Genomic DNA, 19309 nt, shown 5'->3' with positions numbered 1-19309 from the left:
GATGCGCGCACTCTGCATCAATCCGTGTCACCTGAGAAGACAATCAAAACATTCCGACATCTCTTTACGCGCCCAGAAGAATAATCATCCCTGATTGCCCATGACCACACTTGCCGACATTGCACGTTTTACATGAACTACGAACAAGCCCTATCATCGCGAGCCGTGAGCACACGAACGGACGCCGCGACGCTGTCCTGGGGTTGGGTTCGCAATCCCAGGTTCGACCTCTTCTTCATCCTCGGAACGGCGGGCCTGGGGCTCGCGTTCTCATTGGCGGCGCTGGCGCGGCCGTCGCTGTTCCCCGTGCTGTTGATGGTGGACGTGTGGCTGCTCGGCTACCACCACGTGGTGTCGACCTTCACGCGGCTGGGGTTCGACGCGGAGAGCCGGCGTCAGCACCGCTTCCATCTGTGGGTGCTGCCGGGGCTCGTCTTCGCGGCGACGTTCGCCGTGTACCAGGCGGGCGGCGTCTGGCCGCTGATGTCCATCTACTTCTACTGGCAGGGGTGGCACTACCTCAGGCAGAGCTACGGCGTCAGCCGCATCCTGGACCGCGCCTCGAAGCGGCCGGCGGCGGAGAACCCCGCCACCGCGTGGATGCTCTACCTGCTGCCGCTCGCGGGGCTGCTCTACCGCTCCGCGCAGGGCTCCACCACCTTCCTCAAGCTGGAGGTGCGGATGCTGCCGGTGCCCTGGGAGGCGGCGTGGGCGGCGGCGGCGTGCGCGCTGGTGGCCTTCGCGGCGTGGGCGGTGCTCCAGGCGCGGGCGCTGCGCTCGGGCGCGGGCAGCCCCGCCCAGACGCTCTACCTGGCCACACACGCGGGCATGTTCGCCGTGGGCTACTTCGTCATCCCGAGCCTGGAGACGGGCTGGCTGGGCCTCAACGTGTGGCACAACGCCCAGTACATCCTCATCGTCTGGCTGTTCCACAACCGGCGCTTCAAGGAGCAGGTCAGCCCCGAGCACCGCTTCCTGTCCACGCTGAGCCAGAGCCGGCGGATGCTCCAGTACCTGGTGGTGTGCGTGGCGCTGTCCGCGCTGCTCTACACGTTCATCCTGCGCGGACTGTCGTGGATTCCAGCGGCCAGCCTGCTCATCGTGCAGACGCTCAACTTCCACCACTACATCGTCGACAGCCTCATCTGGAAGGTGAGGCAGCCGGCGGTGCGGCGAAACCTGGGGCTCGCCGCGTGAGGCCCGGGCCAGGAGGGCCGCGAGGGCTTTCGCCCCGCGGCCCCTGGCGTCGGGCTCAGCCGCGAACGCGCAGCACGGAGCGGCCGCCGTAGCGGGCCTGCTTGCCCAGCTCCTGCTCGATGCGGATGAGCTGGTTGTACTTGGCGGTGCGGTCCGCTCGCGACAGCGAGCCGGTCTTGATCTGCCCGCAGTTGGTGGCGACAGCCAGGTCCGCGATGGTCGCGTCCTCCGTCTCACCGGAGCGGTGCGACATGACGGCCGTGTAGCCCGCCTTGTGCGCCATCTCCACCGCGGCCATGACCTCCGACAGCGTGCCAATCTGGTTGACCTTCACCAGGATGGAGTTGGCGATGCCGTTCTTGATGCCGTCCGACAGGCGCTTGACGTTGGTGACGAACAGGTCGTCGCCGACAATCTGCACCTTCGAGCCGATGCGGTCCGTGAGCAGCTTCCAGCCGGCCATGTCGTCCTCGGCCAGGCCGTCCTCGATGGAGACGATGGGGTACTTCGCCACCAGGCTCTCCAGGTACTTCACGTGCTCTTCCACGGAGCGCTTCTTGCCCTCACCCTCGTAGTCGTAGACGCCGTCCTTGTAGAACTCGCTGGCGGCGCAGTCGAGCGCCAGGGCGATGTCCTCGTTCGGCTTGTAGCCGGCCTTCTCGATGGACTTCATGATGAAGTCCAGCGCGGCCTCGGCGGACGTCAGGTTGGGGGCGAAGCCGCCCTCGTCACCGACGTTGGTGCCGAAGCCCGCTTCCGACAGGCCCTTCTTCAGCGTGTGGAAGACCTCGGCGCCCATGCGCACCGCCTCGGCGAGCGACTTCGCGCCGACGGGCATGATCATGAACTCCTGGAAGTCGATGGCGTTGTCCGCGTGCGCGCCGCCGTTGATGATGTTCATCATCGGCACGGGCAGGAGGCTGGCGGAGACGCCGCCCACGTAGCGGTAGAGCGGCAGCCCGCGCGCGGCGGCGGCGGCCTTGGCCACGGCCAGCGACACGCCGAGGATGGCGTTCGCCCCCAGCTTGCCCTTGTTGGGCGTGCCGTCGAGCGCAATCATCGTCTCGTCGATTTCGAGCTGCGACTCCGCGTTGAGGCCGCGGACCGCCTTGAACAGCTCGTTGTTCACCGCCGCGACGGCCTTCTGCACGCCCTTGCCGAGGTAGCGGCGCTTGTCGCCATCCCGCAGCTCCACGGCCTCGTGCGTACCGACGGAGGCGCCGGAGGGAACGGCGGCGCGACCGCGGATGCCGTTCTCCAGGATGACGTCGACTTCGACAGTGGGATTGCCGCGACTGTCGATTATCTCACGGCCTACGACACCGACGATTGTAGTCATCGCGCCTTCGTAGCGAAGGGTCCCCAGTGCGTCAAGGAGACAGGGCCCCGAGCGTCCGCCTCAGGCGCTCCGGGCCTCGCGCTCCGCGTGGTACTGCTCGATGGAGAGGTTGCGCACGCGGGAGCGACGTCCCTCCTCGTTGTGCACGTAGCCCACGCTGGCCACGTACGGCTCGATGACGCGAAGCTTCTGCAGCGGCGTCACGATGAGCAGCTGCAGGTCCAGCCGGCGGAACAGCTCCAGGCCGTACGCCGCGGACTCGTCCGAGCCCCGGCCGAACGCCTCGTCGATGACCACGAAGCGGAACGAGCGCGAGCGCGTCTCGCCCCACTGCAGACCGAACTGGTAGGCGAGGCTCGCGGCCAGCACCGTGTACGCGAGCTTCTCCTTCTGTCCGCCCGACTTGCCGCCCGAGTCCGCGTAGTGCTCGTGCTCCTGGTCGTCCGCGCGCCAGCGCTCGGAGGCGGAGAAGCTGAACCAGTTGCGCACGTCCGTGACGCGCCCGGTCCACTTCGCGTCCGCGTCCGCGGAGCCTTCACGGCCCCGGAAGCGCTCGATGATGCGCTTGACGTCCAGGAACTTCTGCTCGGAGTAGGCGTCCTCCTCCGCGCCGCCGAGCGTGCCCTCGATGCAGGCGCGCAGGTCCTGCTGGAACTCGCGGATGTCCGCGTCCTGGGTGGGCGACAGCTCCAGGACGATGTAGCGGTCCGGGTTGTAGTCGATGGCCCTCAGCGAGCGGTTGATGGTGTCCACCCGCTCGCGGATGCCGTGCCGCTCCCGGTGCAGCTGCGCCTGGAAGTTGGCCACCTCACGGATGGTGTTCTCGTTGAGCAGGCGCTTGAAGCGCTCCTCGAAGCGAGGCAGGTCGTCCGCGCGCAGCGAATGGAGCAGCGCCACGTACTCCCCGGCCGCCTCCAGGCTCGCGCCCAGCTCCTGCGTCTCCACCGGGAACTCCGCGCGGTAGGCCTGCATCGCGGACAACAGCGCGTCGCGCACCCGCTCCAGCTTGCGCGCCTCGCCGTCGATGCGCGACTGGAGACGCTCGCGCACCTGACGCTCGCGCTCGTCGCACGCCTCCGCTTCCAGCAGGAGCTCGCCCTGCCCCTCCGCGCACAGCTCGGCCACGCGCGGGAAGCAGGCCCGGATGGACTCGGGGGTCTCGCTCGCCGTGCGCTGACACGACGCCAGCGTCCGCCGCGCCGCCTCCTCCTTCTCCTCCTGCCGTCCCTGACGCTTCTCCACCGCCTTCAGCGCGGTGTCCGTCGCCGCCAGCTCCTTCTCGATGGCGGCGAGCTGACGCTCGAAGCCCCGCAGCACGTCGGACTCGCCCTCCAGCTCGCCCAGCCGCGCCTCCCGGCGCTGGATGTCGCTGGCCACCGAGCGCCAGTCCAGCTCCCGGAAGTTGTCGAACACCGCGAGCTGCCCCAGTTGCTCGGCCCGCTGACTCAGCCGCGCGTGGCGCTGCTCCTGGGCCTCCCACTTCGCCGAGGCCGCCTGGAGGCGCGTCTCCAGGGCCTTGCCCTCCGACTCCAGCGACTGGCGCTTGGAGTCGTTCGTCCAGCCGAGCACCCACTGCGAGCGGTCATCGATGCGCCGCCGGTCGTCCTTCAGGTGTCGCTCGCCGCCCGTCTTCACCTGCCCCGAGCGGGACAGGGCCTGACGCGCGCGCTGGAACTGCTCCGGCGTGTCGCAGCAGGTGTAGTCGAACTGCCGCGCGAGCTGCGCCGAGAGCCATCCGCCCATGTGCGAGCCGGGCTTGATGAGCAGCTTGCCCGGGAGCGAATCGGGGCGAGGCTCCTGGGGCCTCGCGAGCCCGTCCTCACGGACGCGGTAGTAGACCAGCCGCTCGTTCAAGTGGGTGCGCTCCACCCACTGGCTCACGCGGGGATGGTCCGCGTCCGCCACCAGCAGCGAGGTGCCCAGCGAGTACAGCACGCGCTCGATGGCGCCCGTCCAATCGCCCGCCTCGTCACGCACGCGCAGCAGCTCACCGGCGAACGGGAGCGCCTCCTCGGACAGCCCCAGGTCCGCGCACAGCCGGGCGCGCAGGTGGAGGAAGCGCGCGGGGATGTTCGAGCGCTGACGGCGCAGCGACTCCAGCTCCACGGCCACGGCCTCGTGCGACTTCTTCAAATCGCGCAGCGCCATGCCCAGCTCGGTGCGCGACTCCTGCACCTCGGCCAGCTCGCGCGCCGCCGCCTCGCGCTGGAGCTGGATGGCGCGGGTGTTGGACAGGAAGAGGTCCAGGTCCGTGGCCGCGGGCAACCCCACCGACTGGGCCATCCGCGCGTAGCGGTCCGACTTCAGCGCGCGCTCGTCCCGCTCGCGGCGCCGCTGGGTCAGCTCCGCCTTCTCCGTCTCCAGCCGGTCTCCCCCGTTGGCGGAGATGGCCTGCCGCAGCCCGTCGCGCTCCGTGCCCTGCCGCTCGCGCTGCTCGCGAAGCGCTTCCGCCTCCGCGCGCAGCTTCTCGCGCTCGTCGCGCACGCTGGCCAGCCGCTCCTCGAACAGCCGCGCCTTCTGCTCGGAGAACCAGGGTCGGAGCGCCTCCCGACACAGCCGGAGCGCTTCGAGCTCCCGCGCCAGGACCGCGTGGCGCTCGTGGTCCGCCACCAGCGGCTCCAGCCGGCTCACCCGCCGCTTCGCCTGGAGCACGGCCTCGTGCGCGCGGTGCAAATCGTCGAAGTGGCCGATGAGCGCCGACAGCCGCGTCTCCACGTCGAAGGGCGGCAGCATGTGGTGGCGCACGAAGTCCGTCAGGTTGCCCACCGACTTCATCGACACCGTCTGGAGGAACAGCTCCAGCGCCTGCTCGTTCTCCAGGCCGAAGCGCCGGCGGAACGCGGCCTGATACGGCGGGAAGGTCTCATGCACCTCGCGCGCGAGCGACTTGAGGCGCTTCTTCAGCGCGTTCAGGTCCGAGCCGATGCGCGAGAAGTGCTCGGCGATGGAGAGCTTCCCGTCCGCCACGACATAGAGCCGCACCGGCTGGCCCTCCGGCTCCCGCATCCACATCACCTGCACGAGCGTGACGTCCTGCCCGTAGCCCTCGTTGTGGAAGTGCGCCAGCAGCACCGAGTACGTCGGCGCGTCACGCAGGTAGACGGGCCGCGCGACCTGCCCCGCGTCGCCGCGCTCGGACTTGTACTGGCCGCGCACGTACGAGCGCAGGTTGCGCTCCTTTGCCTCCGCGCCCGCCGCCTTGTTGTAGGCCAGCTTCTGCGGCGGGACGAAGAGCGTCACCAGCCCGTCCACCAGCGTCGACTTGCCCGAGCCGATGTCTCCCGTGAGCAGCCCGCTCTCCCCATGCAGGTCCAGATGCCAGACGTGCTGGTGGAAGGTGCCCCAGTTGTAGACCTCGAAGCGGTGGAGCCGGAACCCCGCGCGCTCGTTGGGCGCGCCGATGTCCAGCAGGTCCGCCTGGGTGAGGGTTCGCACCGTGGTCATTCCGTGCCTCCTTGTTCCTCGACGAGCCGGACGCGGTACGCCTCCAGCCGCCGTTCGAAGTCCTCCAACCACTGCGCGTCGATGAACGCCTTGAGGATGCGACGCACCTCGAAGGTGTCCTCCTCCTCGCCCAGCCGGCGCACGAAGCCCATGCCCACCGCGCGCTCCAGGTCCTGGTTCACGCGCTCCGCCCAGCGCACCTCGTTGGTGCCCTCCGGGAGGAACAGCCGCACCAGCTCGTGCACCTCGTGGCGCCGCAGCACCAGCCGCGTGCCCCCCGCCGCCGCGTCCACGTCCGCCAGCTTCTTGCGCAGCAGCGCGAGCAACAGGCTCAGCCCGTAGCCCAGCTGCCTTCTCGCCACGAGCCGGGGCAGCTCCACGCCGCCCTCCGACTCCGAGCGCTGGCGCAGGAACGCGTAGCCCTCCGGCTCGTCGAGCACGAGCTTCAAGCCCAGCACGGCCAATTGCTCGCGCACCTTCGGCTGGAGCTGGAGCAGGGCCTGCCACACCCCCGCGTGCTCGTCGCGGTACACCGCGCCCTTCAGGAGCGAGACGAGCACGACGGACAGGGTGTCGGCGGCATCGGCGGTACGAATCGCGGGGGTCATCATCGGACGAAGAGCACCAGGGGAAGGGAGGCGCGGCGGGTGGCGCCGCTCGCATCGGTCCAGAAGAGGTCCTGCGTGCGCGCGTCGTCGACCGAGGCCTTCCGGTCCTCCGACGCGAGGCTCAGGTACGTGACGAGCTCGGCCAGCCCGTGCTGGAGCGGATGCTCGCGCACCAGCTCCGCGAGCGAGACCTGCTCGCGCGCCTGCAGCGCCTCACGCACGTTGAGCCGCAGCCGCGCCTTGTCGATGAACGCGAGGTTGAACAGCGCCTCCGACGGCACGTCGTCGGTCGCCTCCTTCACCTCCTCGTCCGCCATCCGCGCGCGGGCGGGCGGGCCATACAGGGGCCGCTCCAGCGGGAGCTCGAGCGTGGGCGCCAGCTCCTCCAACGACATGAAGCCCTCGCCCGGAGGCCGCGCGCGCACCGCCAGCGCGTTGCGTTCGATGCCGCGCAGCACCTGGAGGATGCGGCGGTTCTCCAACCACACACGGTCATCCAGGAAGCGGCGCAGCTGTCCGGACAGTCGCGCCACGGTGCGCTGGGTGTGCTCGCCGGCCTCCAGCCAGTCGAAGTGGATGCGCGGCAGGCGCGCGTCCGGCTGGAGGGATTGAATCGCCGGATGCGACAGCACCCGCTCCAGGTTGCGGGTGAGCGCCTCCTTGCGCTCGGGCGACATGAGGAAGTCCCAGAACGCGCGGAAGCTGCGCCCCTGGTCCGAGCCGTTGATGGCGTCCCGCTCCCCCAGCACCGTCTCCAACAGCTCGCCACGCGTCCCCTCCCACGTGGCGATGCGCTCGCGCACCCGACGGTCCAGCGCGTGGAAGCCATCCTCCAGCGCGCGGAAGTCGGACATCAGGCCGCGCGCCGTGTCGGACATCTGCTGGAAGCGGTCCTTGAGCGCGGACTCGTCCATCAACTCCAGATGGCCCTCGCGCACGCGGGCTATCTCCTCCTCGAGCTCCGCCTTGCGCTTCTCCAGCTCCGCGAGCCGCGCCTTCGGGTCCACCTCGGTGCCCTCGGTCATCTCCTGGAGCAGGTGGAAGACGGTGAGCAGCCGCGACTCGGTCCCCACGAAGGGCTGCTCGGTGAGCTGGACGAGCCACCGGATGGCGCGCTCCGCCGCGGGCGTCAAATCGAAGTGCGGCTCGTCCATCTCCGGTGGATAGAACTTGCGCAGCCAGCCGGTGCCGTCGGCCGCCCACTCATCGAGATAGGCGCTCGCCGAGCGCGGGAACGCGGCCGCGCCCCGCTGCTCGCGCAGGGCGTGCAGGTGGTCCTCCAGCCGCAGCACCAGCTCCCGCTGGGCGATGGCGCGTGCGTTGGATGCGACGAACACCCGGTGCAGGAAGCCGACGATGAGCGGCGCGTGGTCCGCGACGAGCAACCGCCAGCCGGGGTGTTTCAGACGCAAGGTCTCGAGCGTCGTGAAGTCCATGACGCATCATCCATACACCCCACCTCTGACATGCCCGGGTGACGTCACGGGATGGCTGGATTGAGGGCGCCTGGATGCCCTGCCTGGTTGGCTGCCCACTCGGGCACCGACGTGCGCGCACGGGCCGCAGTCGGCGCGATGACAGACGCCACGCATTCACCGGACACGTGGCGCGCCAGGCTGGCAGGATGGCGACCATGAACAAGCTCGCGACGACAGGCTGGCTGCTGGGCGCGCTGCTGTGGGGCGCGTGTGGTTCGGACGACGTGAAGCGGGAGCCGTGCGTCGAGCGCACCGTCTTCGCGCGCTCGCCGACGGGCGACTGCACGTCCTACGCGTCCAGCTGCGACATCCCCGCGGGCTATCGCGAGTGCTGCGGCGGCTTCCTGGGAGGCTGCGTGGCCTCCGGCGAAGATGCGCGCTGCGTCGACGACCCCACCGACTCCTGCACTCCGGGCGCGGGTGGCGCGGACTGTCCGGGCGTCTGCGAATAGCCTTTCGCCAGGACAGGGCAGACTCCAGATTTCCACGCGTTTCCAGCATTGGTTGTCTCCGCGCGATTGGGCATAGTGGCCGACGCATGTCGGCCCTCGCTCCCTCCGCGCGCCCTCGCCGTCCGTGGCTTCGCTTCCTGCTGCGTCAGACCATCATCGGGCTGACCCGATTGTCCGGAGTGCTCGCCGGCGCCGCCGAGCGGCTGCGCTGGGTGCGCCTGCGCCACACGTGGCTCAAGCCCAGGCCGGGCGACATCTACATCGCCACCAGCCCCAAGGCGGGGACGACGTGGATGCAGATGATCGTCTACCAGCTCGTCACGCAGGGGCGCGGTGAGTTCGAGCACATCAACCAGGTCTCGCCCTTCCTGGAGCAGCTGGTCCGCGACGCGAAGGCGGAGGCGCTGCTGGACGGGCTGCCGTCGCCGCGCATCATCAAGACGCACCTGCCCTACTCGCAGCTCAAGCCGCCCCGGGACAGCCGCATCCTGTACGTAACGCGCAACGCGGCCGACTCGCTCAAGTCGCTCTACCACCACCACTACCTGGTGGAGGACACGCCGCTCGACTTCAACCGCTTCTTCCGCGTGGTGATGGACCTGGACGACCCGTGGCTCACGCATCTGGAGTCCTGGTGGCCGCACCGCGCGGACCCCAACGTGCTCCACGTGCGCTACGAGGACCTGGTCCAGGACCTGGAGGGGGGCGTGCGGCGCGTGGCCGCCTTCTGCGGGCTGCCCATCGATGAGTCCCGGATGGGCGACATCCTGGAGCGCTGCGGCATCGCCTACATGAAGCAGCACACCCAGCGCTTCGACAACCTGGGCCCCCGGGCCGCGGCGCTGGCGCGGGGCACGTTCATCCACCAGGGCGGCGTGGGTCAGGGACGCGCGATGCTCGACGAGGCGCAGCGCGCCGAGCTGGACGCGCGGGTGGCTTCGGCCCGTCAGCGCCTGGGCATGCCGGGCACCGGGCCCTGACGCGGGCGGTCGCCTACACGTCCGGCTTGGACGGCTCCTTGCCCTTCTGCTTGTTGTTCTTCCAGCCCCACGTGGAGCTCCACATTCCCGGCCCCGTGAAGAGCACCGTGACGAGCGTCATCACCGCCGCGCCGATGAGGATTTCCCAGACCATGTCCTCGCCTCCTTCCACTTCCACAACCTGACGTCTCGAGCCCCGGTCCGCACACGGCGGAGGTCCCGTTCCACCCCGCGCCGCTTCGTGACCCGAGCCGCCCCGTGAGCCCGCTGCCCTGGAGACCGGGCAGGCACGCGGTTTCCTGGAACACCTCGCGTGACGCGGCAAACTAGCAGCTCGCGTCACGAGTGCAATCGTGCACGGACAACGTCCGCGCGGGCGCGCGGTGGTAGTGTGCACGGCCGCATGCCCCACCTGTCCACTCGCGGTGCACGGCCCCTGGCGTTCGTCGGGGCGTTGGGTCCTTCCTTCCTCCGCGCGCGGCTGGTGTGGGGACTGTTCGTCGGGCTGCTCGGTTGTGACGGGCGCCCGCCTCCGGACCTCCCGGGGGCCGAGTGCCCCTCGGGGCCGTGCGGCAACGGCGACGGGGAGGCCATCCGCCCCGAGGGCAGCGTGCGCATCGCGGCGTACAACGTCCATCGCCTGTTCGACACCGTCTGCGACTCGGGTCGGTGTGGGGGCACGGAGTACGAGGAGCTGCCCACGCGCGACGAGTTCGACGCGCAGGTGGCCCGGCTCTCCGGCGCCATCGGGCTGCTGGACGCGGACGTGGTGCTGCTGGCGGAGGTGGAGACGCAGGCGGGGCTGGACGCGCTCCAGGCGCGGCTGCCGGAGTTCCCGCACGCGGTGCTGGGTGAGATTCACGAGCCGGCCAGTGTGGACGTGGGGGTGCTCTCCGCGTTCCCCATCACCTCGGTCGTCACGCACCGGCACCGCGCGCTGACGCGGCCGGACGGCTCGTCCACGCGCTTCGCTCGCGAGTTCCTGGAGGTGCACCTGGACGTGAACGGCAAGGAGGTCATCGTCTTCGCGGCGCACTTCAAGGCGAAGTCGAACGATGACCCGGGCCGCCGTTACGCGGAGGCCAGCGCCGCCCGGGACATCGTCACGCAGGCGGCGGCGCGCGCGCCCCGCTCGCTGGTGGTGATGGGCGGGGACCTCAACGACACGCCGGGCTCGGCGCCCATCGACGCGCTGGAGCAGGACGGGATGCTCAAGCGCGTGGCGAAGGACCGGCCGGACGACCAGACGTGGACGTACAACTACTCCGGTCGCAAGCAGGCCATCGACCACCTGTTCGTGGCCAACAACGCGGCCGGCACGTACGTGCCGGGCTCGTTCCGCGCGGTCCGGGACGGCAGCGGCTACGGCGGCTCGGACCACGCCGCCGTGAAGGCCGACTTCATGCCGGGGCCCTGACGCTCAGCTCGCGGCGGGGATGGCCTGGATGTCGAGCTCGATGTCGACCTTCTCGCCGACGAGCCACCCGCCGTTGTCGAGCGTCTTGTTCCAGCGGATGCCGTAGTCGGAGCGGTTGATGGTGGCGCGCGCCGTGTAGATGAGGCGCGTGCTGCCCCACGGGTCCTTCGACGTGGCGGTGTGGCGCGCCTCGAAGACGACGGGCTGGGTGACGTTGCGGATGGACAGCTCGCCGGACAGGCGGAAGCTGGCGCCGCCGGTGGGCTCCACGTGGGTGCTGCGGAAGGTGAGCTTCGGCGCGGCCTCCGCGTCGAGGAAGTCCGGCGAGCGCAGGTGCGCGTCGCGCTCCGGCGCGCCCGTGTAGATGCTGGCCGTGTCCGCGGAGACTTCGACCTCGCCCCGCGTGGGCTGCTCGGGGTCCACGCGCAGCGAGCCGGAGATGCGCTCGAAGCGGCCGTGCACGCGCGCCACCACCATGTGGCGGGCGATGAAGAGCACGGTGGAATGTGCGGGGTCGATGTTCCAGGAGGTCACGGGCATGAGGGGGAGCTCGTCGGTGCGAATCGAGGGGGAGTGTCGGGTGAGCGGGTCACGGCCGACACAGCCATCCTACGCCAATCACAGCCGCTGTCAGGCCCCGCGCCGAGGAGTCGTCCACCGCGCGTCACCACGAGCACAGGCGGTGAGAATCTTCGTCGCCGGGGTGTCTGGCCGTACGGGTCCGACACGCAACCAAGCCCTACTAACGGTCCTAAGGTAGCAACCTCCGGGCAACCGAAGGCGCGAAGCAGCCCGTGTCTCTCCGAGAGACGTGCCGCGTGCCCACTGCCGCGAGTCCCGCGGTAAGAGCGACCGTAAAGCCAAGCAAGGCCCGTCCACTCGGACACCCCGGCGGCGTCATGAAACACCCGGAGAACGGCGCTGGCATTTTGCCAAGCCGCCTTCCCGGAGGGATTCTGGAAACACGGTCTCGTGAGGGGGAGACCCGACCGCCGGCTGGCGGCTCCTCACGCGCGTCCGCTTCTTCCAGGAGCCACAGTCCCGCATGCGGATCGCCGTCATCTCCACGTACACGCACCCCACCCGTCTGCGCATCAAGGAACCCTCCATCATGCAGTCGGCCGTGCCGGAGCTCATCGCCGGCCTGTGCCCGGAGCATGCCGAGGTGGAGATCTTCAACGAGAAGGAGGTGGACCTCCCCATGGACCGTCACTGGGACCTGGTCTTCTTCTCGTACCTGCACTCCTACTACGAGCACACCAAGGTGCTCTCCACGCTCTTCCGTCAACGGGGCATCACCACCGTCGCGGGAGGCCGGCACGCCAATCACTTCCCCGATGACGCACAGGCGCACTTCGACGCCGTCATCACCGGCGAGCCGGAGTCCAACGTCCCCGCGCTCATCGCGGACTTCGAGCAGGGCCGGCTCCAGAAGCGCTACGCCCTGCCCTCCTCGGGCCCCACCGCCATCCGCCCGTATCGCTACGAGCTCATCGACTTCGAGCACAACAAGGTCCGCCTGCCCGGCATCGAGGCGTCCCGCGGCTGCCCGTTCCGCTGCAACTTCTGCGTCCTCACCGGCCACGAGCGCTACCGCTACCGCCCCGTCGCCCAGGTCCTCGACGAAATCCAGACACGCATGCGCTGGAACCCCAACTACCTGGGATTGATGAAGGACGCCTTCATCTTCCTCGACAACAACCTGGGCGGCTCCCCCAAGTACCTGCGCGAGCTGTGCGAGGCGCTCATCCCCCTGAAGAAGACCTGGGGCTGCGCCCTCACCTTCAACGTCCTCAAGGACGAGTCGCTGGTCAAGCTGATGGCCAAGGCCGGCTGCCGCTACGTCTACACCGGCCTGGAGTCCCTCAACCCCGAGTCCATCAAGGCGATGAACAAGGGCCAGAACACGCTCTCCGAAGTGGACGCCGTCATCCGCCGCGTCTTCTCCTCCGGAATCCTCCTGTCCTTCGGCCTCATCGTCGGCTCCGACGGCGACACCAACGAGTACCTGGAGAAGCTGCCCATGTACCTCTCGGACCTGGGCTACTTCTCCGTCACCTTCCTCGGCATCGTCTGCCCCTATCCGGAGACGCCCTTCTTCCGCGAGCTCCAGGCCGAGAACCGCCTGCTGCCGGGCACCGTCAGCCGCGACTACGACGGCTACACCCTCTGCCACCGGCCGAAGAACCTGCACCCCTCCGAGGTCATCGAGCACTTCCACCGGCTCTGCGGCCAGCTGGGCAGCCTGCCCAACATCGCGAGGCACTACTGGTCCAAGCTGACCTTGAGCAACCTGCCCCGCTACAAGCAGGTCATCACCTTCTCCGGCCCCGAAATCCTCAGCATCCGCAACCCGCTGAAGAACCCCGCCCGGCGCTACATCGCGGGGCTCGACGCACTCGAGGACTGGGACACGCGGCAGATGGCGGCGCTGGGCCTGAAGCCTCAGCAGCTCACCTGACGCCCGCCCGCCGGGGGTGACGCCTCCACCACGGGCGCCATCCCCAGTTCGGCCTCCAGCCGGTCCAGCCGGCGCAGCTCCGCCTTCGCGCCAATGGACTCGAAGATGGCGCGCGCCCGGGCCAGGAACTCGGCGCGCCGGTGCGGCAGCGCCACCGCCGCGTCGTGGTACGCCACGCCCGTCTCCCACCGGTTCGGCGTGTCCTCCAGCGTCTTGATGGCGCGCAGGAACAGCGGCTCGGCCGCCTTGCCGCCCTTCTTCAGCGCCAGCGCGCGGGCCGACACGCGCAAGGCCGGGCCCTTCATGTACGGATAGCGCCACGCGAGCAGCCGCGCCTTGAACAGACACCGGCGGACGATGGCCCACAGCGTCTGGCGCGGCACCGCCTGCGCCCCCTGCTCCAGCGCGAACAGCGCACCCTCGGCCGCGTCCACGAGGCCAATCTGGAGGAACGGCACGAGCACGTGGTAGCGCCACAGCGCCTCGTCCGCGCGCACCGCCATCAGCCCCGCCTCCTCCACCTGGTGCTCGCGCACCGTCACGTTGACCAGGTGGTTGAGGCTGGCGCACTGGTTGGCCAGGTCCTGCACCTCGATGCTGATGCGCAGCCCCTGCTCCAGCTCCGCGCACAGCTCGCCCACCTCGCCCTCGCCGCGCAGGTAGCGGCACATGGGCACCCACGAGTGCGCCCAGCCCTGGTGCATGAGCGCGTGCAGCTCCTCGCCCATCTTCCCCATCTCGACGTACGCGGCCTCCGCGCCCTCGAACCGCGAGGCGAGGAACTGGCTGGAGCCCAGCATCATCAGCCCCGTCTGCACCTCCCACATGTCGCGCACCTGGCGCAAGAGCGCCATGGACTGCTCGGCGTACTGCGTGGCCTCCGCCTGCTTGTTGCTGAAGATGGACAGCGTGGCCAGGCGCGACAGCGCGATGCCCTCCGCCGAAGGGTCCCTCGCCCGCCGCGCGTAGCTCAGCGCCCGCTGGCACCAGCGTTTCGACAACCCGAGGAAGCCCGAGCCGAACAGCAGCGAGCCGTAGTAGCTGCTCGCGAGGCTCAGCCCCCGCTCCCCCTTCGAGCGCTCCGCCATGATGGTGGCCACCATGGTCGCCCACGTGAGCTTCGCCAGGTCCTTGAAGTAGTAGATCTTGATGAGCGAGACGAGCGTGGACAGCTGCTTGAGGTACAGCGGCAGCCGAGGCCCCAGCGGCCGGGCGAGGAAGGGGAACAGGCCGTAGAGCAGGTGCAGCCCGAAGGCCAGGAGCGTGCGCAGCGCCAGTGAGAACAGGTTGCGCGGCATGGGACGCCCCATCAAGTCCATGGCGCGCTCCAGCTCCTGGATGGCGCGCTTGGACTCGCCCTTCTCCTGGTGGGCGCGGCCCAGGCCCAGGTGCAGCTCCGCGCGGCGCGGGTCCTGGTCCTCGTCCGCCAGGCACTGCTCGAACATGTGGATGGCGCCCGCGTAGTTGCCCGCCTGCAAGAGCGTCTCCGCCAGCTCCTGCATCACCCGGCGCGTCTTGAGCAGCACCTCGTCCGGGTCCAACGCCTGGGTGATGGCGAGGATCTCGATGGCCTTGTTGTAGTGGTGGACGGCGTCGTCGTTCGCGTACTGCGAGCGAGCGCCGCGCGCCGCCATCAGCGTGTACTCCAGGCCCTTCACCTCGTCGTTCCCGGCGAGGAAGTGGAACGCCAGGATGCCCGCGGACGGCGCGGTGTTCTCCCCCGCGCGCGCCTCCAGGAAGAGCGCCAAGCGCCGGTGCAGGTCCTCGCGCGAGGACACCATCAGCGTGTTGTACGCGGCGTCGCGGATGACGATGTGCTTGAAGATGCACGTGAAGGGCTCCTCCACCTCCAGGAGGATGAGCCCCAGGTGCGTCAGCGTGTCGATGGCCTCGCGGATGCGCTGGCGAGGCACCGAGCCGGGGGCCAGCGCCGCCACGGCGTCCAGCGTGAAGATGCGGCCGATGACGGACGCGACCTTCACCACCAGCTTCTCCGTCTCGCTGAGCAGGTCGATGCGCCCGAGCACCACGTCCTGGATGGAGTCCGGCAGCACCAGCGTCTGCAGGCCGCGCTTGAGCTCGCGCCGCGCCGCGCCCGGCGACACCGGCCCCAGGTAGCCGCCCTCCACCATGCCCTGGACGATGGACTCCGCGAAGAACGGGTTGCCCTGCACCTTGGAGAGCAGCAGGTCCTCCAGCGCGGTGTCCGGCGGCTCCATGCGCAGGTGCACGCGCAAGAGCGCCCGCGTGTCCTCGTCATCCAGGCTGGAGACGTCGAGCTTGCGCAGGTACGGCAGGTGCTCCAGGCCGCGCAGCTGCTCTCCGGGCCGCATCGTCACCAGCAGCGTCAGGCGCAGGGGCGCGAGCCGGGCGGCGACGTACTCGATGAGGTCGACGGAGATGTTGTCCGCCCAGTGCAGGTCCTCGAAGAAGAGCAGGAGCGGCGTCTTGCGCGCGTGCTTCTCCAGGAGCTGGAAGATGATGTGGAAGACCTTCTGGTTCTTGTGGCGCGCGTCCAGCCCCGAGGTGGCCGCGTCCTCCGCCACGCTCAGGCCCAGGATGTGCGCCATCACCGGCGTCCACTCCGGCCCCACGTCCTCCAGGCTGTCGAGCCCCTGCCGCACCCGGAGCAGCTGCGCGTCCACGTCATCGCCCTCGTGCAGGCCGAACAGCTGCACGAGCACCTCCTTCCAGGGGAAGAAGGGCGTGAACATCTCGTACGAGTAGCAGATGCCGTACAGGCTGCGCGCGCCGCGCGACTCGGCCTCCTCCACCACCCGGGCGCCCAGGCGCGACTTGCCGATGCCCGCCTCGCCGGACACCACGCACAGGCGCCCCGCGCCCTGGAGCGACTCCTCCACCGCGGCCTGCAGCTGCCCCAGCTCGCGCCGCCGGCCGACGATGCCGCCCCGGCCCTTCACGAAGAGGCTGCGGCGCACCTCGCCCTTGAGCCGGAAGATGGGCACCGCGCGGGTGACGCCCTTGAGCGTGGCGTCCTCGACGAACTCCGTGGCGAAGCCGCCCTGCTGCAGCTTGCGCTCCGTCTGCGCGTCGATGTGGATGCCCACCCCGTCCGCATACGTCATCAGCCGCGCGGCCAGGTTCACCACCTCGCCCAACGCCGAGTAGCCCTTGCGCCAGGGCGAGCCCATGTCGCCGAAGTACGCGTGCCCCGTGGCGATGCCGATCTGCAGCTCGCGCACGTAGGGGTAGGCCTCGCGCTCGCGCACCAGCTTGCACGCGAGCCGGCTGGCCAGCACCTCCTTGTTCTGCTGGGCGGTGGGCGCGCCGAACAGGACGTAGAGCACGTTGCCCTTGTCCGTGAAGTCCGTCATCAGGAGCACGCCGCCGTGGTGCGCGCTCTCGCGCTGGACGTACTCGTAGAAGGCGTTCAGCTCGCGGGTGAAGGCCTCCACCTCGGACGGCCCGTGGTCCGTCTTGAAGCGCAGGAAGAAGCAGGTGAGGTCGCGGAAGTCACCGCCCAGCTCCTGGTGCGCGGTGGTGATGCGCGTGAAGAGCACCGGGTGGAGCAGGAGCGCGCAGCGGCCCACCAGCTCCTCGCCGCCCGGCGCGTCGAACACCGGCGGAGGCCGCGCCTCCAGCGGCACCGAGGGCTCCAGGCGGTAGGCGCCGTCGCACTCCTCGCCCACGCGCGCCAGGTCCGGCAGGAGCGCCCAGGCCTCGGGGCTCAGCAGCACCTCGCCCACCCGGGCCCGCTTCTCGGCGGCCACCGCCTGCTCCAGCGGCCGGCCGACGAGCGCCGGGTGCATCCACATGCCCGTCGTCCCCAGGACGATGCGGTGCGACTCGCCCACGCCGATGCCGATGCGCGAGGACACACCGAAGCGCTGCCCCAGCAGCTCCAGCCGGGAGAAAGGAGCGAGCCTTCGCTGCACGTCCAGCGCGCACCGGGCCGCGCGCGCCACCGCCTCCGCGTCGCCCTCGTCGGAGGCGGGCTCGAAGCAGGCGAGGATGGAGTCACCGGCGAACTGGTAGATGTCGCCGCCGTGCGCCTTCACGACGTCGATCATCTCCGTGTAGTAGCCGCGCAAGAGGCGCTGGAGCGCGTCGATGCCGCGAGGCCCTTCACCGCTCAGGCGCACGACGATGGGCGTGAAGCCCGCGATGTCCAGCACCAGGATGGCGCCGCGCACCGACTCCACCGGCGGCAGCGCGTGCGCCTCCGTGTCCTCCAGCCTGCGAATCAGGGCGCCAGGGATGTAGGGCCGGAGCGAGGACAGCACCAGGTCGATGTCGGCCGACGACATGCTGGCGCCCTCAGCCCAACGTCCTGAAGCGAATCCACATCGCCGCCACGCCCACCCCGGCGTAGAGGAACGTCTCCAGCGTCTCCGACAACGGCTGCGCCTTCCTCAACGCCCCCCACGCGTGCACCACCACCATGGCCGCGCACACCCAGCCGATGAGCTCGAAGAGCGCCGGCTGGCTTCGCGGGTCCGGGATGTAGCGCATCACCGTGAGGATGATGGCCAGCGCCACCCCGCCCAGGCACCGGCCGAAGTACACCGTCAGGTCCGTGTTGCCCTGCATGGGCGCCCAGCCCAACCAGCGAGACCAACGCAGCGGCATCAAGAGGAGCGGCAGGGCGAACACCAACAGGAAGAACGTCGTCGAGACGGCCAGGAACCAACTTGCCAGCGGGTATTCGGCACTGATCATGTCGACGCACGAGGAACGACGCGGAAACCGGTCTTCAGCGTGGAGCGGCAGTGCCCCCGACTCCCCATCCTAGTCGGTTTTCACCCGGCTTCGAGCACCCTCGAATCAGACGAGGATTCCTGGCTTTCCAAGCTCAGGGAGCAGGAGGGCGGGCGGGCTCGAGGACGGCGGCGCGGAGGAACTCGGCGACGCGCTCCAGGGAGTCGGTGCGCTCCAGGCCGGAGGGGAAGCGGCGGAACTCATCGGGCGAGCCGAAGAGGATGATGGGCTTGTCGTAGCGGACGCACAGCACGGCCTCGGCCGCGGTGCCGGCGCCTCCGGGCAGGGCCACCAGGGCGTGGGGGGTGAGGACGTTGATGTGGTTGCGGCTGAGAGGATCCGTCCCCTGCTCACCGCTCAAGGGCAGGTGGGTGTAGATGGCGAGCTCGACGCGCGGGTTGGGGTAGCCCTGGCGCGGGACGTATTCGCCGTCCTTCACCGTGCCGGGGACGATGCCGATGGAGATGCCCCGCCGGCCCACCACCTGGACGAACGCGTCCGCCGCCGCGCGCATGACGCCGCTGCCCGCGCCGGTGAGCAGGTCGAACCCCGCCTCGGCGATCCACCGCGCCAACGGGATGACGCGCTCCAGGTGCTCCTGCCGCCCCGAGCCGAACACGCCGATGATCCGCCGTTCCTTTCTCATGACTGGTTTGCTCCTTCCCGCGGATGTGACCGGCCCGCCCCCCAGCTTCTTCCATGTGCGTCCCACGCATCCGGCGCAACCGTTCAGTGCGGCACAGAGTCCGCGTCCGCCGTTCACCGATGGAAGGATCCACCCTCCGACAGAGCCCGAAATGACGCTTGCAGGACGCGGCGCGCCCAGGGGTACTCCGCGCCCCAGGCGCCCTGGCCTGTCAGACCCCCTCCGTAACCTGCTTCACGTCAAGCCTGGAGGTGGCCGTGTTCGACACCTGTGGTGGATGTGAGCGACGTGGTGGCCCCGGTGAAATCTTCGACTGGTGCGCCAACTGTGAGCTGTCCCTGTGCCCGCGCTGCATGGAGCGAGGGTGCTGTGACGAGTACCCCGCGGAGTCGGGGCGTGGCGCGCCGCGGTTGTTGCCGGACCCGCCGGAGGACGACGCCCTTCCCCTGCCCGAGCACTTCGGTGGGCGGTGCTGCTCCAGTGCCCGCGCGGTGGCGTGCTCGTGCGCGTTCCATTGGGTCTGCGAGCGGCACGGCGACCAGCACATCGGCACGCACGACTGAGGGTG

15 protein-coding genes are annotated in these 19309 nt (G+C 69.7%); 6 read left to right on the top strand and 9 right to left on the bottom strand.

The window, feature by feature from the left end:
• Positions 1-165 precede the first annotated feature (165 nt).
• Entirely contained in the window at positions 166-1197 is a 1032-nt protein-coding gene (locus tag OWM54_RS37010) for a hypothetical protein (protein ID WP_223785319.1), read from the top strand.
• A 55-nt stretch (positions 1198-1252) separates the two neighbouring features.
• Here OWM54_RS37010 and eno read toward each other — a convergent pair whose 3' ends face one another.
• From eno to OWM54_RS36990, 4 genes are read right to left on the bottom strand one after another with little or no spacing between them, the layout of a single operon-like run.
• On the bottom strand, positions 1253-2536 hold the full coding sequence (gene eno / locus OWM54_RS37005) for a phosphopyruvate hydratase (RefSeq protein WP_223751653.1): 1284 nt from the start codon (positions 2534-2536) through the stop codon (positions 1253-1255).
• Between the two features lie 60 nt (positions 2537-2596).
• Positions 2597-5980: an ATP-binding protein gene (locus OWM54_RS37000; RefSeq protein WP_267700425.1), complete on the bottom strand. Its 3384-nt coding sequence runs from the start codon at positions 5978-5980 to the stop codon at positions 2597-2599.
• Positions 5977-6591, bottom strand: coding sequence for a DUF4194 domain-containing protein (locus tag OWM54_RS36995; RefSeq protein ID WP_223785321.1), 615 nt, complete (start codon positions 6589-6591; stop codon positions 5977-5979). The genes OWM54_RS37000 and OWM54_RS36995 overlap by 4 nt, the downstream gene beginning before the upstream one ends.
• A complete protein-coding gene (locus OWM54_RS36990; protein ID WP_141324339.1) occupies positions 6588-8024 on the bottom strand; it encodes a DUF3375 domain-containing protein in 1437 nt (478 codons plus the stop codon). Before OWM54_RS36990 ends, OWM54_RS36995 begins: the two co-directional genes overlap by 4 nt.
• Before the next feature lie 197 nt (positions 8025-8221).
• Here OWM54_RS36990 and OWM54_RS36985 point away from each other — a divergent pair, with 197 nt between their 5' ends.
• Both OWM54_RS36985 and OWM54_RS36980 read left to right on the top strand, forming a co-directional pair.
• Positions 8222-8518 (top strand): hypothetical protein, encoded by a 297-nt coding sequence (locus OWM54_RS36985; RefSeq protein WP_141324338.1) that lies wholly within the window; start codon positions 8222-8224, stop codon positions 8516-8518.
• A gap of 86 nt (positions 8519-8604) precedes the next feature.
• Positions 8605-9498, top strand: a complete 894-nt coding sequence (locus OWM54_RS36980) for a sulfotransferase domain-containing protein (protein WP_267700424.1) — start codon at positions 8605-8607, stop codon at positions 9496-9498.
• Between the two features lie 13 nt (positions 9499-9511).
• Here the strand turns inward: OWM54_RS36980 and OWM54_RS36975 are convergent, their stop codons facing one another.
• Positions 9512-9652 (bottom strand): hypothetical protein, encoded by a 141-nt coding sequence (locus OWM54_RS36975; RefSeq protein ID WP_194869107.1) that lies wholly within the window; start codon positions 9650-9652, stop codon positions 9512-9514.
• Positions 9653-9901: 249 nt separating this feature from the next.
• On the opposite strand from OWM54_RS36975, the gene OWM54_RS36970 reads away from it, so the two are divergent.
• Positions 9902-10915 carry an endonuclease/exonuclease/phosphatase family protein gene (locus OWM54_RS36970; RefSeq protein WP_248546084.1) on the top strand — a complete coding sequence of 338 codons (1014 nt, stop codon included), beginning with the start codon at positions 9902-9904 and terminating at the stop codon, positions 10913-10915.
• 3 nt (positions 10916-10918) lie between these two features.
• On the opposite strand, the gene OWM54_RS36965 is transcribed toward OWM54_RS36970, so the two are convergent.
• Positions 10919-11455, bottom strand: coding sequence for a YceI family protein (locus tag OWM54_RS36965; protein ID WP_223751645.1), 537 nt, complete (start codon positions 11453-11455; stop codon positions 10919-10921).
• A 505-nt stretch (positions 11456-11960) separates the two neighbouring features.
• Here OWM54_RS36965 and OWM54_RS36960 point away from each other — a divergent pair.
• Positions 11961-13376 (top strand): B12-binding domain-containing radical SAM protein, encoded by a 1416-nt coding sequence (locus OWM54_RS36960; protein ID WP_267700423.1) that lies wholly within the window; start codon positions 11961-11963, stop codon positions 13374-13376.
• On the opposite strand, the gene OWM54_RS36955 is transcribed toward OWM54_RS36960, so the two are convergent.
• The 3 genes from OWM54_RS36955 to OWM54_RS36945 form a co-directional block, all read right to left on the bottom strand.
• On the bottom strand, positions 13361-17644 hold the full coding sequence (locus tag OWM54_RS36955; RefSeq protein WP_267700422.1) for an AAA family ATPase: 4284 nt from the start codon (positions 17642-17644) through the stop codon (positions 13361-13363). The genes OWM54_RS36960 and OWM54_RS36955 overlap by 16 nt on opposite strands.
• Positions 17645-17654: 10 nt before the next feature.
• Positions 17655-18056, bottom strand: coding sequence for a hypothetical protein (locus OWM54_RS36950; protein WP_046714650.1), 402 nt, complete (start codon positions 18054-18056; stop codon positions 17655-17657).
• Between the two features lie 133 nt (positions 18057-18189).
• Positions 18190-18741 carry a molybdenum cofactor carrier protein gene (locus OWM54_RS36945; RefSeq protein ID WP_223751643.1) on the bottom strand — a complete coding sequence of 184 codons (552 nt, stop codon included), beginning with the start codon at positions 18739-18741 and terminating at the stop codon, positions 18190-18192.
• Between the two features lie 257 nt (positions 18742-18998).
• Between OWM54_RS36945 and OWM54_RS36940 the strand changes: the two genes are divergently transcribed.
• Entirely contained in the window at positions 18999-19304 is a 306-nt protein-coding gene (locus OWM54_RS36940) for a hypothetical protein (RefSeq protein WP_141324330.1), read from the top strand.
• Positions 19305-19309 lie beyond the last annotated feature (5 nt).

The organism is Myxococcus sp. MISCRS1 (assembly GCF_026626605.1).
GTDB classification, from domain to species: domain Bacteria; phylum Myxococcota; class Myxococcia; order Myxococcales; family Myxococcaceae; genus Myxococcus; species Myxococcus fulvus.
The sequence above is the reverse complement of the archived record's forward strand: the minus strand, read 5'-3'. Positions and strand labels throughout refer to the sequence as shown.

Coding starts and splice junctions, on each gene's coding strand:
- eno (WP_223751653.1), bottom strand. CDS start 2,536: ATGACTACAATCGTCGGTGTCGTAGGCCGTGAGATAATCGACAGTCGC.
- OWM54_RS36955 (WP_267700422.1), bottom strand. CDS start 17,644: ATGTCGTCGGCCGACATCGACCTGGTGCTGTCCTCGCTCCGGCCCTAC.
- OWM54_RS36985 (WP_141324338.1), top strand. CDS start 8,222: ATGAACAAGCTCGCGACGACAGGCTGGCTGCTGGGCGCGCTGCTGTGG.
- OWM54_RS36965 (WP_223751645.1), bottom strand. CDS start 11,455: ATGCCCGTGACCTCCTGGAACATCGACCCCGCACATTCCACCGTGCTC.
- OWM54_RS37000 (WP_267700425.1), bottom strand. CDS start 5,980: ATGACCACGGTGCGAACCCTCACCCAGGCGGACCTGCTGGACATCGGC.
- OWM54_RS36945 (WP_223751643.1), bottom strand. CDS start 18,741: ATGAGAAAGGAACGGCGGATCATCGGCGTGTTCGGCTCGGGGCGGCAG.
- OWM54_RS36950 (WP_046714650.1), bottom strand. CDS start 18,056: ATGATCAGTGCCGAATACCCGCTGGCAAGTTGGTTCCTGGCCGTCTCG.
- OWM54_RS36960 (WP_267700423.1), top strand. CDS start 11,961: ATGCGGATCGCCGTCATCTCCACGTACACGCACCCCACCCGTCTGCGC.
- OWM54_RS36970 (WP_248546084.1), top strand. CDS start 9,902: ATGCCCCACCTGTCCACTCGCGGTGCACGGCCCCTGGCGTTCGTCGGG.
- OWM54_RS36975 (WP_194869107.1), bottom strand. CDS start 9,652: ATGGTCTGGGAAATCCTCATCGGCGCGGCGGTGATGACGCTCGTCACG.
- OWM54_RS36990 (WP_141324339.1), bottom strand. CDS start 8,024: ATGGACTTCACGACGCTCGAGACCTTGCGTCTGAAACACCCCGGCTGG.
- OWM54_RS36995 (WP_223785321.1), bottom strand. CDS start 6,591: ATGATGACCCCCGCGATTCGTACCGCCGATGCCGCCGACACCCTGTCC.
- OWM54_RS36980 (WP_267700424.1), top strand. CDS start 8,605: ATGTCGGCCCTCGCTCCCTCCGCGCGCCCTCGCCGTCCGTGGCTTCGC.